Origin of the sequence: Streptomyces sp. NPDC048734, from assembly GCF_043198675.1 — a bacterium.
In the GTDB taxonomy this organism is placed as follows: domain Bacteria; phylum Actinomycetota; class Actinomycetes; order Streptomycetales; family Streptomycetaceae; genus Streptomyces.
On record NZ_JBICUZ010000019.1, the window covers coordinates 92,071 to 107,440 of the forward strand.

General features: G+C 73.6%; 10 protein-coding genes. 6 read left to right on the forward strand and 4 right to left on the reverse strand.

What is annotated here, in order from left to right:
• Positions 1-18: 18 nt before the first annotated feature.
• From ACGFQC_RS32730 to serA, 6 genes are all read left to right on the forward strand, one after another.
• Positions 19-984: a 2-hydroxyacid dehydrogenase gene (locus tag ACGFQC_RS32730; RefSeq protein WP_363091863.1), complete on the forward strand. Its 966-nt coding sequence runs from the start codon at positions 19-21 to the stop codon at positions 982-984.
• Positions 985-1,400: 416 nt separating this feature from the next.
• Positions 1,401-4,424: an EAL domain-containing protein gene (locus ACGFQC_RS32735; RefSeq protein ID WP_363091864.1), complete on the forward strand. Its 3,024-nt coding sequence runs from the start codon at positions 1,401-1,403 to the stop codon at positions 4,422-4,424.
• 243 nt (positions 4,425-4,667) lie between these two features.
• Positions 4,668-6,521, forward strand: a complete 1,854-nt coding sequence (locus ACGFQC_RS32740; protein ID WP_363091865.1) for an acetolactate synthase large subunit — start codon at positions 4,668-4,670, stop codon at positions 6,519-6,521.
• A gap of 20 nt (positions 6,522-6,541) precedes the next feature.
• The gene (gene ilvN, locus ACGFQC_RS32745; RefSeq protein ID WP_356562102.1) at positions 6,542-7,069 is read left to right on the forward strand and encodes an acetolactate synthase small subunit; all 528 of its coding nucleotides are present in this window, start codon (positions 6,542-6,544) and stop codon (positions 7,067-7,069) included.
• A 116-nt stretch (positions 7,070-7,185) separates the two neighbouring features.
• Positions 7,186-8,184 carry a ketol-acid reductoisomerase gene (gene ilvC / locus ACGFQC_RS32750; RefSeq protein ID WP_363091866.1) on the forward strand — a complete coding sequence of 333 codons (999 nt, stop codon included), beginning with the start codon at positions 7,186-7,188 and terminating at the stop codon, positions 8,182-8,184.
• Between the two features lie 299 nt (positions 8,185-8,483).
• Positions 8,484-10,073: a phosphoglycerate dehydrogenase gene (gene serA, locus ACGFQC_RS32755; protein WP_363091867.1), complete on the forward strand. Its 1,590-nt coding sequence runs from the start codon at positions 8,484-8,486 to the stop codon at positions 10,071-10,073.
• A gap of 207 nt (positions 10,074-10,280) precedes the next feature.
• Here the strand turns inward: serA and ACGFQC_RS32760 are convergent, their stop codons facing one another.
• Genes ACGFQC_RS32760 through ACGFQC_RS32775 form a run of 4 tightly spaced genes read right to left on the reverse strand, consistent with a single transcriptional unit; the run spans position 10,281 to position 15,190 of the window.
• Positions 10,281-10,964: a dipeptide/oligopeptide/nickel ABC transporter ATP-binding protein gene (locus ACGFQC_RS32760; RefSeq protein ID WP_363091868.1), complete on the reverse strand. Its 684-nt coding sequence runs from the start codon at positions 10,962-10,964 to the stop codon at positions 10,281-10,283.
• Positions 10,961-11,977, reverse strand: coding sequence for an ABC transporter ATP-binding protein (locus tag ACGFQC_RS32765; protein ID WP_363091869.1), 1,017 nt, complete (start codon positions 11,975-11,977; stop codon positions 10,961-10,963). Before ACGFQC_RS32765 ends, ACGFQC_RS32760 begins: the two co-directional genes overlap by 4 nt.
• A complete protein-coding gene (locus ACGFQC_RS32770) occupies positions 11,967-13,694 on the reverse strand; it encodes an ABC transporter permease subunit (protein WP_363091870.1) in 1,728 nt (575 codons plus the stop codon). The genes ACGFQC_RS32765 and ACGFQC_RS32770 overlap by 11 nt, the downstream gene beginning before the upstream one ends.
• On the reverse strand, positions 13,691-15,190 hold the full coding sequence (locus ACGFQC_RS32775) for an ABC transporter substrate-binding protein (RefSeq protein ID WP_363091871.1): 1,500 nt from the start codon (positions 15,188-15,190) through the stop codon (positions 13,691-13,693). Before ACGFQC_RS32775 ends, ACGFQC_RS32770 begins: the two co-directional genes overlap by 4 nt.
• Positions 15,191-15,370 lie beyond the last annotated feature (180 nt).

The window sequence follows — 15,370 nt, forward strand, 5'->3', positions numbered from 1 at the left end:
TGACATAGCCTCCTGACCATGACTGCTGACGTGTGGCTGCCCATTCCGCCGGACGAGATCGAAGGATTCCCCGAGGGGCTCAACCCCCTCTTCTGGGACGGGGGTCCCGACGGAGAGCAGGAGTTCCCCGGCGACCCCGCCGACTGCGTCCTCTACGTGGTGCCCTACATGAAGCGGCAGCAGGTGAAGGTGCGTCCGCTGGCGGAACTGCGCCGGGTCCGCGTCGTGCAGACGCTCACCGCCGGCGTCGACGACGTCACCGCGCGCCTGGCCGACCTCCCGCCCGGCGTGCGGCTGTGCAACGCGCGCGGGGTGCACGAGGCGAGCACCGCCGAGCTGGCGCTCACCCTCACGCTGGCCTCCCTGCGCGGCATCCCGAAGTTCGTGCGCGCCCAGGAACAGGGCCACTGGCAGGGCGAGTTCCATCCGGCGCTCGCCGACCGGAACGTCCTCATCGTCGGGTACGGCGCGATCGGCTCGGCGATCGAGGACCGGCTCGTGCCGTTCGAGGTCGCGCGGGTGGCGCGCGTCGCGCGCTCCGCGCGCGCTACGGAGCGCGGCCCCGTGCGCCCACTCACCGAACTGCCCGCACTGCTGCCCGAGGCGGACGTCGTCATCCTCTCCACGCCCCTGACCGAGAGCACGCGCGGTCTGGTGGACGCCGGCTTCCTCGCCCGGATGAAGGACGGCGCGCTGCTCGTCAACGTCGCCCGCGGCGCGGTCGTCGACACCGAGGCCCTGCTCACCGAGCTGGAGAGCGGCCGGCTCACCGCCGCCCTGGACGTCACCGACCCCGAACCCCTGCCCCCGGCCCACCCGTTGTGGCGGGCGCCCGGCGTCCTGATCAGCCCGCACGTCGGCGGGCCCACCTCCGCCTTCCTGCCGCGCGCCAAGCGGCTGCTGGTCGACCAGTTGGGCCGGTTCGTGAACCGGGAGCCCCTGCGCAACGTGATCCTTACGACGGGCGCCGCCGACGAGGCATGAGGACCACGGCACGCGCGCGACACGTTCCGGGCACCCTCCGCAGTCCCCCGGACGCTTTCCGTGCGGGCATAGTCGCTGGTCGTCACTGAGCGTAGAGAAGCTATGTCCCTGAGTGACGATCCTGGTGTATCGTCCCGACAGGGGCTGCGCCGCGCACCGTTCGGCGCCGGGGTTGGACATCTCAGACTGTGAGGGGGGCGACGGGCGATGCACGGCCTATGGACGAACGACCCGACGCGGCGGAGCCGCCGCCGACGACCCTGTTGCACGGCCGGCCGCGCGAGCGACGGCCCCACCGGTCACCGAAGCCGGCACGGCGGTCGTCACCGCCGCGGGCACGGCGGCCGCCGCGATCACGCGCACCCGGCGCACCGGGGCGTGCGGGACGCGGGAGCGGCACGGACCGGGAGGCCCCGGTGAGTCCGCCGCCGACCTCCACGCCCCTCCTCGACGGAGCGCTGCGGACGCAGGCCCCGAAGGGAACGCCGCCCGCCAGGCCGTCGTCCCCCGGCAGCCCCTGCTCGAACACCGTCCACCAACTCCTGCTGGCCCTGATCTGCGCGGGCTACGCCGTCGGTTCCGCCCTCGGCTGGGGGTCCGACCGCGTCGCGCTCATCATGGGCGACTTCGGGCTGTCCGCGGCGGCGGCCGCCGCCTCCGTGTCCTGCTTCCTCTACGGGCGCACCCGCCGCGTCCGCCTGCGCCCGGCCTGGCTGCTGTTCTCGTTCTCCTCGGCGATGGCGGCCCTGGGCAATCTGGTCTGGGGGTGGTACGAGGTCGTCCTGAAGCGTCCCGTACCCAGCCCCAGCTACGCCGACGTGTTCTTCCTGTGCTTCGCGCCGCCCGCGATCGTGGGCCTGCTGGTGCTCGCCGCCCGGCCCGTGACCAGGGCCGGCTGGGTCTGCCTCGCGCTCGACGCCTGGCTGATCGCCGGCTCGCTGCTCACCCTCTCCTGGAGCCTCGCACTCGCCCAGGCCGCGGAACTCGACGGACCCGGCGTGGCGCACGCGGCGCTCACCCTGGCGTATCCGCTGCTCGACATCGCCCTGGTCAGCATGGTGCTGGTGCTGCACTTCCGGCGCTCACCCGTGAACCGCACGCCGGTCAACACCGCCGTCAGCGCCCTCGCGCTGACCGTGATGTGCGACGCCCTGTTCACCTCGCCGCTGATGCACAACAACTACCGCTCGGGCCAGCTCCTCGACGCCGGCTGGTTCGCCGGCTCCCTGCTCCTCGCCTACGCGCCCTGGGCCGCCGGCCGGCACCGCCGGGCGAGCGCCGCGGGCCACACGCGCGTGGTGCACGAGCACCTGCCCCGGCAGCGCACCGGCGGCCGGCCGTCCCGGCCGCCCGTGCGGCCCCCCGCGCGGGGAGCCGACCCGAGCCGCTTCCCGGGCGCCCGCCCCATCACCGGCTCGCTCGCCGCCCTCACGCCCTACCTCGCCGCCGCCGTCTGCACCCTGGGGATCCTCTACAACGTCCTCAACGGCCGCAGCGTCGACCGGGTCGTCCTCCTCACCGGCGGCGCCGTGGTGCTGGCCCTCGTGGTGCGCCAGGGCATCATGCTGCTCGACAACATCACCCTCACCCAGGAACTGGCCCAGAAGGAGAACCACTTCCGCTCCCTGGTGCAGGGCTCCAGCGACGTCATCATGATCGCCGCCCCCAGCGGTGTGCTGCGCTACGTCTCCCCGGCCGCCGCCGGTGTCTACGGACGCTCCGCCGAGGACCTGGTGGGCACCGAGCTGGCCGACCTCATCCACCCGGAGGACCTGGGGTGCGTGGTGCACGAGGTGCGCCGCTTCCTGGCCGCCAGCCCCCAGGAGGAACCCACCACCCGCATCGAGTGCCGGTTCCGCTCCGGCGACGGGGGCTGGCTGAACGTCGAGTCCACCGTCAACCGGCACTACGGCGGCCTGATCTTCAACAGCCGGGACGTGACCGAGCGGGTGCGCCTCCAGGCCCAGCTCCAGCACAACGCCGAGCACGATCCGCTCACCGACCTGCCCAACCGCGCCCTGTTCACCCGGCGCGTGCAGCAGGCGCTCTCCGGCCGCCGCAGCTCCGACCGGGGCACCGCCCTGCGCAACACCGCCGTCCTCTTCATCGACCTCGACGGCTTCAAGGCCGTCAACGACACCATCGGCCACCAGGCCGGCGACGAACTCCTCGTCCAGGCCGCCCGCAGACTCCAGGACGCCGTCCGGCAGGGGGACACCGCCTCCCGGCTCGGCGGTGACGAGTTCGCCGCCCTGATCGTCGGCGACGGCACCCGCGACCGCGGCGCCCGCGAGGGCCACATACTGGAACTCGCCGACCGCCTGCGGATCACGCTCTCCCAGCCCTACCTGATCGACGGCAACGAGGTGCGGGTCGCCGCCTCCATCGGGGTGGCCTTCGCCGAGGCCGGGCTCGGCGCCGGCGAACTGCTGCGCAACGCCGACCTCGCGATGTACCGGGCCAAGGCCGCGGGCAAGGACCGGGTCGAGCTGTACAAGCCGCAGATGCAGCAGGACGTCGTGCGGAAGGCGGCGCTGGCGACGCGGTTGCGGGCCGCGCTGCACGACGGCGAGTTCGCGCTGCTGCACCAGCCCGTGGTGCGGCTGGAGGACGGCCGGATCTCGTCGGTCGCGGCGCAGCCCCGGTGGCGGTCCTCCCAGGGAGTGCTGTTCACCCCCGCCGAGTTCCTCCGGGTGGCCGACGAGGGCGACCGGACCGCCGAGCTGGGCCGCTGGGTGCTGGAGCAGGCCGTCGAGCAGGCCGCCGACCGCACCGCGAGCGGGCTGAACGCACCGGTGGTGATCCAGGTGGGCGCCCGGCGTCTGCTGGACCGCTCGCTGCCGCCGGGGTCCGTCGAGGCGCTGCTCACCCGGCACGGGCTGCCGCCCGGCTCGCTGGTGATAGAGCTGTCCGACATCGATGCCGGGGTGGCGCTGGACGAGCTGGAGCGCCGGCTCGCCGCACTCAGGCGCCTCGGCGTCCGGATCGCGCTGGACGGCTTCGGCGGCGGCGTGGCCATAACGGCCCTGCGCCGTCTCCCCGTGGACGCACTGAAACTCGACCGCGCCCTGGTCGAGGGGGTCGTGGAGTCCGCGCGGCTGCACAAGATCACCAGTGGGCTGCTGCGGATCGCCGGCGACCTGGGGCTCCAGTCCGTGGCCGAGGGCGTGGACCTGCCCGAGCAGGTCGTCGCCCTGCGCGCGATGGGCTGCACGCACGGGCAGGGCATGGCGTTCGCCGGGCCGCTCGACGAGTACCGGCTGCGCAGGGCGCTCGGCCGGGGCAGCTGTCCGCTGCCGCACGGACCCGCCGAGCCGGCGTTCGCCGGGGGCGGCGCGGGGGTGTACACCGGGGGTGTGCCGGCGGTCCTGGGCGGTGGAGGCCGAGGTGGGGGCACTGCCCTCCGTTCACATGATGAGACCCCCGTCCCACCCACTTGACAGTCGGTGCGTGCCGGGGGGAGGGTCAATGCCATGCGCACCCGAATTCTCGTACTTGGACAGCGCGTCGGCTGAGCTGGGACCCACCGGAGGACGATCCGGAATCCCCAGCGACCACACCGGCGCGCTCCCCTCGCTTGCCTTTTGGCACGAGGGGTTTTTTGTTGCACCAGCACCTGTCGTCCAGTAGTCCGACACCGCACGAACCTCGCAAAAACCCTCAGCATCGAGAAGAGAATGCCGATGACCGAGCAGGCCACCGGGGCCCATCACCCGCAGCCGCGGCCCCGATCCGGAGGACAGCACTCCGCGCCCGTCGAGCACGTGACGGGTGCGCAGTCCCTCATCCGTTCTCTCGAGGAGGTCGGCGCCGACACGGTATTCGGCATTCCCGGCGGCGCGATCCTTCCCGCCTACGACCCGCTGATGGACTCGACCAGGGTCCGTCACGTCCTGGTCCGCCACGAGCAGGGCGCGGGCCACGCCGCCACCGGCTACGCGCAGGCCACCGGCAAGGTCGGCGTCTGCATGGCGACCTCCGGTCCCGGCGCCACCAACCTGGTCACCCCGATCGCCGACGCGCACATGGACTCGGTGCCGCTGGTCGCGATCACCGGCCAGGTCGCGTCCAAGGCGATCGGCACGGACGCCTTCCAGGAGGCGGACATCGTCGGCATCACCATGCCGATCACCAAGCACAACTTCCTCGTCACCAAGGCCGAGGACATCCCGCGGATCATCGCGCAGGCGTTCCACATCGCCTCCACCGGCCGCCCCGGCCCGGTCCTAGTCGACATCGCCAAGGACGCCCTCCAGGCCCGGACGACCTTCTCCTGGCCGCCCACCATGGACCTGCCCGGCTACCGCCCGGTGACCAAGCCGCACGCCAAGCAGATCCGCGAGGCCGCCAAGCTGATCACCGCCGCCAAGCGGCCGGTCCTCTACGTCGGCGGCGGTGTCCTCAAGGCCGGCGCCACCGCCGAGCTGAAGGTCCTCGCCGAGCTGACCGGCGCGCCCGTGACCACCACCCTGATGGCGCTGGGCGCGTTCCCCGACACCCACCCGCAGCACCTGGGCATGCCCGGCATGCACGGCTCGGTGGCCGCCGTCACCGGACTGCAGAAGGCCGACCTGATCGTCGCCCTCGGGGCCCGCTTCGACGACCGCGTCACCGGCAGGCTCGACAGCTTCGCGCCGTACGCCAAGATCGTGCACGCGGACATCGACCCGGCCGAGATCGGCAAGAACCGCGCCGCCGACGTGCCGATCGTGGGCGACGCCCGCGAGGTCCTCGCCGACCTGATCCAGGCCGTGCAGAAGGAGCACACCGAGACCGGTCCGGGCGACTACAGCGCCTGGTGGAAGGACCTGAGCCGCTGGCGCGAGACCTACCCGCTGGGCTACGACCAGCCCGCGGACGGCTCGCTCTCCCCCCAGCAGGTCATCGAGCGCATCGGGCAGCTCGCGCCCGAGGGCACGGTGTTCGCGGCGGGCGTCGGCCAGCACCAGATGTGGGCCGCGCACTTCATCAAGTACGACAAGCCCGCCACCTGGCTGAACTCCGGCGGCGCCGGGACGATGGGCTACGCGGTCCCGGCCGCGATGGGCGCCAAGGCCGGCGTCCCCTCGAAGACCGTCTGGGCGATCGACGGCGACGGCTGCTTCCAGATGACCAACCAGGAACTGACCACCTGCGCCCTGAACAACATCCCGATCAAGGTCGCCATCATCAACAACGGCGCCCTCGGGATGGTCCGCCAGTGGCAGACCCTCTTCTACAACCAGCGCTACTCCAACACCGTGCTGCACAGCGGCCCGGACGCGGACGGCACCGCGCCCAACACCGGCACCCGCGTCCCCGACTTCGTGAAGCTGTCGGAGGCCATGGGCTGCCACGCGATCCGCTGCGAGTCCCTGGACGACCTGGACAAGGTCATCGAGGAGGCGAACTCGATCAACGACCGCCCGGTCGTCGTGGACTTCATCGTCCACGAGGACGCGATGGTGTGGCCGATGGTCGCCGCCGGCACCTCCAACGACGAGATCATGGCCGCACGGGACGTCCGCCCCGACTTCGGCGACAACGAAGACGACTGAGCGAGGAAGACCCAAGAGACATGTCCAAGCACACGCTCTCCGTCCTGGTGGAGAACACGCCCGGCATCCTCGCCCGGATCGCCGCCCTGTTCTCCCGCCGCGGCTTCAACATCGACTCGCTCGCGGTCGGCGTCACCGAGCACCCCGAGATCTCGCGCATCACCATCGTGGTGAACGTGATCGAGGAACTGCCGCTCGAACAGGTCACCAAGCAGCTCAACAAGCTCGTCAACGTGCTGAAGATCGTCGAGCTGGAACCCGGATCGGCCGTTCAGCGCGAACTCGTCCTGGTGAAGGTGCGCGCCGACAACGAGACGCGCTCGCAGATCGTCGAGATCGTCCAGCTGTTCCGCGCCAAGACCGTGGACGTCTCCCCGGAAGCCGTGACCATCGAGGCCACCGGCGGCAGCGACAAGCTCTCCGCCATGCTCAAGATGCTGGAACCGTACGGCATCAAGGAGCTGGTCCAGTCCGGCACGATCGCGATCGGCCGCGGCTCCCGTTCGATCACCGACCGCTCCCTGCGCGCGCTCGACCGGTCGGCGTAACGACGGAACCCGGGCGGCCGACACCGGCCGCCCGTATACCGAGACCCCGAGACTTCCCTTCCGCCCGCCGTCATACGGTGGGACGCAACACCCGCACACCAAGGAGAGAACCCACAGTGGCCGAGCTGTTCTACGACGCCGACGCCGACCTGTCCATCATCCAGGGCCGCAAGGTCGCGGTCATCGGTTACGGCAGCCAGGGCCACGCCCACGCCCTGTCGCTGCGCGACTCCGGTGTGGACGTGCGGGTCGGTCTGCACGAGGGCTCCAAGTCCAAGGCCAAGGCCGAGGAGCAGGGCCTGCGCGTGGTGAGCCCGGCGGAGGCCGCCGCCGAGGCCGACCTCATCATGATCCTGATCCCGGACCCGATCCAGGCCCAGGTCTACGAGGAGTCCATCGCCCCGAACCTGAAGGACGGCGACGCCCTGTTCTTCGCGCACGGCTTCAACGTGCGCTTCGGCTTCATCAAGGCCCCGGCCGGCGTGGACGTCGCCCTGGTCGCCCCGAAGGGCCCGGGTCACCTGGTCCGCCGCCAGTACGAGGAGGGCCGCGGCGTCCCCGCGATCGCGGCCGTCGAGCAGGACGCCACCGGCAACGCCTTCGCGCTGGCCCTGTCGTACGCCAAGGCGATCGGCGGCACCCGCGCCGGTGTCATCAAGACGACCTTCACCGAGGAGACCGAGACCGACCTGTTCGGTGAGCAGGCCGTGCTGTGCGGTGGCACCTCGGCGCTGGTCAAGGCGGGCTTCGAGACCCTGGTCGAGGCCGGCTACCAGCCGGAGATCGCCTACTTCGAGTGCCTGCACGAGCTGAAGCTGATCGTGGACCTCATGTACGAGGGCGGCCTGGAGAAGATGCGCTGGTCGGTCTCCGAGACCGCCGAGTGGGGCGACTACGTCACCGGTCCGCGCATCATCACCGACGCCACCAAGGCCGAGATGAAGAAGGTCCTCGCCGAGATCCAGGACGGCACCTTCGCGAGGCAGTGGATGGACGAGTACCACGGCGGTCTGAAGAAGTACGACGAGTACAAGACGGCCGACTCCGAGCACCTGCTGGAGACCACCGGCAAGCAGCTCCGCAAGCTGATGAGCTGGGTCGACGAGGAGGCGTGAGCCTCACGCCGGGGGCCGGAGCGGACCGCTCCGGCCCCTTCGGCTGACCCCGGGTAACACCGTGTGCCATGGTGTTGTCCAACCCGTCCAGCCACGGACGGGTGATCCTTCCGCAGAGGCGCAGGACGCTCCTCGCCGCGGCACTACACTGCTGCACTAATACGCGTCAGGCCCACAGCGTCGTGCGTCTTCCACGCGGCTAGCCCCTCCTCCGCCTGCGGCCGTCGGGACGGCCGTCCGCACGCGCCCCCATAGCCTGGAGGGCATGGGAGGTGCCTCCATGACTTGTGAGGACTCACGTGAGCTCGAAACCTGTCGTACTCATCGCTGAAGAGCTGTCGCCCGCGACCGTGGACGCGCTCGGCCCGGACTTCGAGATCCGGCACTGCAACGGAGCGGACCGAGCCGAACTGCTCCCGGCCATCGCCGACGTCGACGCGATCCTGATCCGCTCCGCCACCAAGGTGGACGCCGAGGCGATCGCCGCGGCCGGCAAGCTGAGGGTCGTCGCGCGAGCCGGCGTCGGCCTGGACAACGTGGACGTCTCCGCCGCCACCAAGGCCGGCGTGATGGTCGTCAACGCCCCCACCTCCAACATCGTGACCGCCGCCGAGCTGGCCTGCGGTCTCCTGCTCGCCACCGCCCGCCACATCCCGCAGGCCAACGCCGCGCTGAAGAACGGCGAGTGGAAGCGGAGCAAGTACACCGGCGTGGAGCTGGCCGAGAAGACCCTCGGCGTCGTGGGCCTCGGCCGCATCGGCGCGCTCGTCGCCCAGCGCATGTCCGGCTTCGGCATGAAGGTCGTCGCCTACGACCCCTACGTGCAGCCCGCGCGCGCCGCGCAGATGGGCGTCAAGGTCCTGTCGCTGGACGAGCTGCTCGAGGTCTCCGACTTCATCACCGTCCACCTGCCCAAGACCCCCGAGACGGTCGGCCTGATCGGCGACGAGGCGCTGCGCAAGGTCAAGCCGAGCGTGCGGATCGTCAACGCGGCCCGTGGCGGCATCGTCGACGAGGAGGCGCTGTACTCGGCGCTGAAGGAGGGCCGGGTCGCCGGCGCCGGCCTCGACGTGTACGCGAAGGAGCCCTGCACGGACTCCCCGCTGTTCGAGTTCGACCAGGTCGTCGCCACCCCGCACCTCGGCGCCTCCACCGACGAGGCCCAGGAGAAGGCCGGCATCGCCGTCGCCCGCTCGGTGCGTCTCGCCCTCGCCGGCGAGCTGGTCCCGGACGCGGTGAACGTCCAGGGCGGCGTCATCGCCGAGGACGTCAAGCCGGGCCTGCCCCTCGCGGAGCGCCTCGGCCGCATCTTCACCGCCCTCGCCGGTGAGGTCGCCGTCCGCCTGGACGTCGAGGTCTACGGCGAGATCACCCAGCACGACGTGAAGGTGCTGGAGCTGTCCGCCCTCAAGGGCGTCTTCGAGGACGTCGTCGACGAGACCGTGTCGTACGTCAACGCCCCGCTGTTCGCCCAGGAGCGCGGCGTCGAGGTGCGGCTGACGACCAGCTCGGAGTCGGCCGACCACCGCAACGTCGTCACCGTGCGCGGCACACTCGGCAACGGCGAGGAGGTGTCGGTGTCCGGCACGCTGGCCGGCCCCAAGCACCTGCAGAAGATCGTCGCGGTCGGTGAGTACGACGTGGACCTCGCGCTCGCCGACCACATGGCGGTGCTGCGCTACGAGGACCGTCCGGGTGTCGTCGGCACCGTCGGGCGCATCCTCGGTGAGGCGGGCATCAACATCGCCGGCATGCAGGTCGCCCGCGCGGCCGTCGGCGGCGAGGCGCTGGCCGTGCTCACCGTGGACGACGCCGTGCCCGCCGGGGTGCTCGGCGAGGTCGCCGCGGAGATCGGCGCCACGTCCGCGCGCGCGGTGAACCTGGTCTGATGCCGGTGCGGGGGTCCGGGACCTCCGCACCGGGTCCTCCCCCTCGGACTTCCCCGGACCGGCCGAGCACGCTCGGCCGGTCCGGGGTTTCGCATGATGACGCCGGCCGGCACGGCGGACGTTCCCGCCCCGGAGGGCATCTCCTTCGGATCCCGGACCACGGGTGCCGCGGCGGCCGGGGACGGTGGGGCGTCCGGCGGGCCGGGATCAGCGCGGCGCGGGGTCGATACGGCCGTCGCGCATCCGCACCACCCGGTCCGCGAAGTGCCGTACCACGGCCCGGTCGTGGCAGATGAACAGGTAGCCGAGGCCGAGGTCGTCCCGGAGGTCGGCCAGGAGGTTCAGGACTCCGGCGCGGACCGACGGGTCCAGGGCGGACACCGGCTCGTCCAGGACCAGCAGCCGGGGCTCGGAGGCCAGCGCGCGGGCGATGCCGGCGCGCTGGCACTGCCCGCCGGAGAGCTCGTGGGGGCGGCGCCCGCCGTACGCCGGGTCCAGGCCGACCCGGTCGAGGAGCGCGGCCACGCGGGCGGGGCCGTCGGCGTCGGTCCAGCGGCCCTGGACCTTCAGGGGCTCCGCCACCGCGTCGCGGATGCGGTGGCGGGGGTTGAGGGAGCCGTAGGGATCCTGGAAGACCGGCTGCATGCGGGGGCGCAGGGGACGCAGTTCGCGTGCGGTGAGCGCCGTCAGCTCCCTCCCCTCGAAGCGCACCTCGCCCGCGTCCGGGCGGCGCAGCTGGAGGACGGCCAGCGCCGTGGTCGACTTGCCGCAGCCGGACGGGCCGTCGAGGGCGAGGGTCTCGCCCGCCTCCAGGGTGAAGGAGACGCCGTCCACGGCCGTGACGGCGCCGTAGCGGACCACGAGGCCGCGCACGTCGAGCAGATGGGTCATACCGGTCGTCCCTCCTGGAACAACGCGACGGGGTCGGCGGGGACCTCGTCCGTCCGGTGGCAGGCGACGAGCCGTCCGTCCACGTCGCGCGGCTCGGGTTCCTCGGTGCGGCAGCGGTCCGCCGCCAGCGGGCAACGCGGCGCGAACGCGCAGCCGGGCGGCAGGGCGCCCGGCGCCGGAGGCGTGCCGGGGAGGGCGGGCAGCCGGCGGCGCCGGGGGCCGTCCTGGGGGAGCGAGGCGAGGAGTCCCGCGGTGTAGGGGGCGCGCGGGCGGTCCCACACGGCCTTCGCCGGACCGAGTTCGCTCGTCCGGCCCGCGTACATCACCAGGACCCGGTCCGCGTGCTCGCGCACGACGTCCAGGTCGTGGGTGACCAGGAGCAGCGCTGCGCCGGCCGCCTCCCGCTGTTCGGCGAGCACCCGCAGCACCTGTGCGCGGCGCCCGGCGTCCAGGGCGGTGGTCGGCTCGTCGGCGACCAGGAGGCCGGGTGCGCCCACCGTCGCCATCGCGATCACCGCCCGCTGGCGCATCCCGCCCGAGTACTCGTGCGGATACGCCCGCGCCCGGCGGGCGGCGTCCGGGATGCCCACCCGGTCCAGCGCGGCGACGGCGCGGGCGCGGGCCTCGGAGCGGGAGACGCGGTGCAACGACCTTATGGCGGCGGCTAGTTGGTCCCCCACGGGGTGCACGGGGGAGAGCGCGGACAGGGCGTCCTGCGGTACGAGCGCGATCCGGCGGCCCCGGGCGGCGGCGAGGTCCGTGGAACCGTCCAGCCGGATCTCACCGGCCATCGCCGCGCCGCGCGGGAGCATCCCGAGCAGGGCCCGCGCGGTGAGGGACTTTCCCGCACCCGACTCGCCCACCAGCGCCAGGACCTCGCGGGGGCGGACGTCGAAGGAGAGCCCGCGCACGGCCTCGGCGCCGCCGAAGGAGATCCGCAGGTCGCGGACCGAGAGCAGGGGGGTGGGCGGCCCCGGTCGCCCGGGCCGGCCGGTCGTCGGATCAGGCCTCAAGACTCCTCCTCCTTCCGGAGGTCCGGGTGACGCCCCGGGCGTACGCCGCCCCCGAGACCGCCAGCCCCGCCAGCAGGGCCAGGGCGATCGCCGGGGACAGGGCGGCCCACGGGGCGCGTTCCACATAGGCGCGGGACTCGTCCAGGAGGAGGCCCCACTCGGGGGCCGGGGGCTGGGCGCCGAGGCCGAGGAAGCCCAGGGAGGCCAGGGCCAGGGCGATGCCGGGCAGGCGGAGCAGGGCGTGCCGGGCGACGGGCGCGGCGACGGCGGGCAGGACGTGCCGGGTGAGGATCCACGACGGGGGCGCGCCGATGGCCCGCTGGGCGGTGAGGAACCCCGACGCCCGCACCTCCTGGACCAGCGCCGCCGCGTGCGCGGCCAGCGGCGGCCAGGAGATCAGGGCGACCGCGAGGGCCGCCCCGCCGGCGCCGGGGCCCGAGACGGCCGCGACCAGGATGCCGGCGATCACCGGGGGCAGCGCGTTGGCGATGTCCGCCGCCCCGGCCGCGACGCCGGGCAGGAAGCCCAGCGCGAGGGAGAGGAGCAGGCCGAGCAGGCAGACCGCCACCGCCGTACCGACCGTCGACGCCGCGCCGTGGCCGAGGCGGGCCAGGACGTCACGGCCGAGTCCGTCGGTGCCGAGCGGGTGCGCCCAGGACGGCGGGGCCAGCCGGACCGCCGTGTCCACCGCGTACGGGTCGCGCAGCAGGCCCCACCCGACGACCGCGGTGAGCAACGCCGCCAGGGACAGCGGGACCGCCGGACGGACGCGGACCGGCAGGGGCGGCGGCAGCGCCAGCGAGGCGTCCCGCAGGGCGGGCCCGAGGAGCCGCCGCCGTACCAGCGCCGACAGGGCGCCGGTGACCAGGCCGAGGAGCAGCAGGGCCAGGACCGCGCCCTGGAGCAGCGGCAGGTCCTGCGACTTGGCCGCACCCAGCGCCGTACGGCCGATGCCGGGGACCGCGAACACCGTCTCCACCGCCACCGCGCCACCGGTCAGGCCGACGGCGGCCATCCCGAACTGCGGGACGAGCGGCGGCAGTGCCCGGCGCACGGCGGCGGCCGAGATCCGCGCGCGGCTCACTCCGGCGCCCCGCCACAGCTCGACCCACCGTTCCTCCAGGACGGCCGGCAGCGCGTCCGCGACCAGGCGGCCGAGCAGGCCGCCCGCCGGGACGCCGAGCGCGACGGCGGGCAGCACCATGGACGAGGGACCCTCCCAGCCGGACGTCGGCAGCCACCCCAGCCACACCCCGCACACCAGCAGCCCGACCGTGGCCAGCAGGAACTCGGGGACGGCGGCCAGCATGGCGGCGCCCGCGCCGGCCGAGGACCGGCCGCGCACCAGCACCGGCGCGACGAGCGCGACGCCGAGCAGCACCGCCACCCCGAGCGCCGCGCCCATCAGGGCCAGCGACACCTGGAGCCCGGCCAGCACGGAGGGCCCCACGGCGGCGCCCGACACCCAGGAGGTCCCGAGGTCACCGCGGACCAGGCCGGCGGCCCAGCCGCCCAGCAGGGACAGCGGTCCCCCGTCCAGACCGAGGTCACGGCGTACGGCGTCCAGGGCCTCCCGGGTGGGCTCCTGCTCGGCGGAGCGGGCCCGCAGCACGGACAGGGCGGGGTCGCGGCCGGAGAGCCAGGGCAGCAGGCCGACGGCGGCGAGGACCGCGAGGAGGGACAGGGACCGGGTCAGCCCGGCGGCGGGGGGTCTCACCTGACGTGGGTGGCGGCCGTGACCAGCTCCCGCTCGCGCGGGTCGTGGGCGGCGCCGACGACGTCGGCCGCGTCGCCCTGGATGACCCGCTCGTGCAGCATCGGGACGGCGGCGTCGGTCGCGAGGACGGCGGCCTCGGCGGCGACGACGGCCCGGCGGCGGGCGTCGCCCGTGGGCGTCCCGCCGGCCTTCCGCAGCCGGGCGTCCACCGCGGGGTCGTCGAGCTGGGCGATGTTGAAGGAGCCGTCGGAGGCGAAGTCGCTGTAGAGGTAGGCGGCCGGGTCGCCGGAGTCCAGCACGGTCGCGCGGGACAGGACGAAGGCGTCGAACTCGCCCGCCAGCGCGTCGGATTCGATGTTGGCGTACTCGCGCACGTCCAGCTTCACGGTGAACCCGGCCTTCTGGAGCTGCTGTTGCAGCGCGGCGGCGACCTCGGGGAGTTCGGCGCGGTCGGTGAAGGTGCCGAGGGTGACGGTCCGGCCGGCCGGGTCGCCGGCCTTCGCGCGGGTGACCGGCGTGCGCAGCTTCGCCGCCCAGGGCAGCGCCGGGCCGAGCAGTCCCTCGGCGACGTCGGCGCGGCCCTCGTAGACGCCCTTCACGATCGACCCGGCGTCGATCGCGGCACGGGCGGCGGCCCGCAGCGCGGGGTCCGCGAAGGGGCCCTTGCGGGTGTTGAGGTACAGGGTGTTGGTGCGCGGCATGGGCACCTCGGTGACGAGGTCCTCGTCCAGCAGCGCGGCCTGGGAGACGGGGACCGCCTCGACGATGTCGGCCTCGCCGCTGCGCAGGGCGGCGGCGCGTGCGGTGCCGTCGGGCACGAACCGCACGTCGATGCCGGGCGCCTTGGCCCTGCCGCCCCAGTAGGCGTCGTAGCGGTCGAGGGTGGCGGACGAGGTGCCGTCGACCTTCGTCAGCTCGAACGGGCCGGTGCCGGCGCCGACCGGGTTCACCGTCTTGCCCGTGTACGCCTTCGCGGCGAGGACCGCCAGCTGCGGCGAGCTGAGCCGCTGCGGGACCAGCGGGTCGGCGGCGGCGGTCGTGACGGTGACGGTGTCGGCGTCGGCGGCCCGCGCGGTCAGCTCGACGCCGTCCAGGATGCGGGGCTTGGGGGAGGCGCCGGCGGCCCGGGTGAGCGAGCGCACGACGGCCTCGGCGTCCAGCTCGGTGCCGTCGTGGAAGGTGACGCCGTCGCGTATCTCGAAGCTCCAGGTCCGGCCGTCCTGCCGCCAGGAGGTGGCGAGCGCGGGGCGGGCGTCGCCGGCCGCGTCCAGCTTCACCAGGGTCTCCGCGGTCGACCAGCGCGAGAGCTTGAAGGCGTCGTCGGACAGCGGGGACAGGCCCGAGCGCGGCGGCTGCATCATCGCGAGCCGCACCCGCTTGCCGTCCGCGCCGCCGGTCGCTGTCGCGGTCCCGTCCCCGGCGAAGCAGCCGCTGAGCAGCGCGGAGGCGGCCGCGAGGGCCGGTACGGGCAGCAGGCGGCGGGCGGGCAGGCGCACGGAGCACTCCGGAGAGGTCGTCAAACGTTCAAGGGGTGCGCCGACCGTAACACGATGACAATCGTTTTCAACACTGGCCCCGGTGGCGGTGGCGGTGGCGGTGGCGGTGGCGGTGGCGGTGGCGGTGGCGGCCCCGGCCCCGGTGGCGGCCCCGGCGTCGGTGCGGGACCGCTGCGGGCG

Excerpts from the sequence above, each read along its gene's own strand:
- ilvN (WP_356562102.1), top strand. The coding sequence starts at position 6,542 with ATGTCCAAGCACACGCTCTCCGTCCTGGTGGAGAACACGCCCGGCATC.
- ACGFQC_RS32760 (WP_363091868.1), bottom strand. The coding sequence starts at position 10,964 with ATGACCCATCTGCTCGACGTGCGCGGCCTCGTGGTCCGCTACGGCGCC.
- ACGFQC_RS32740 (WP_363091865.1), top strand. The coding sequence starts at position 4,668 with ATGACCGAGCAGGCCACCGGGGCCCATCACCCGCAGCCGCGGCCCCGA.
- ACGFQC_RS32730 (WP_363091863.1), top strand. The coding sequence starts at position 19 with ATGACTGCTGACGTGTGGCTGCCCATTCCGCCGGACGAGATCGAAGGA.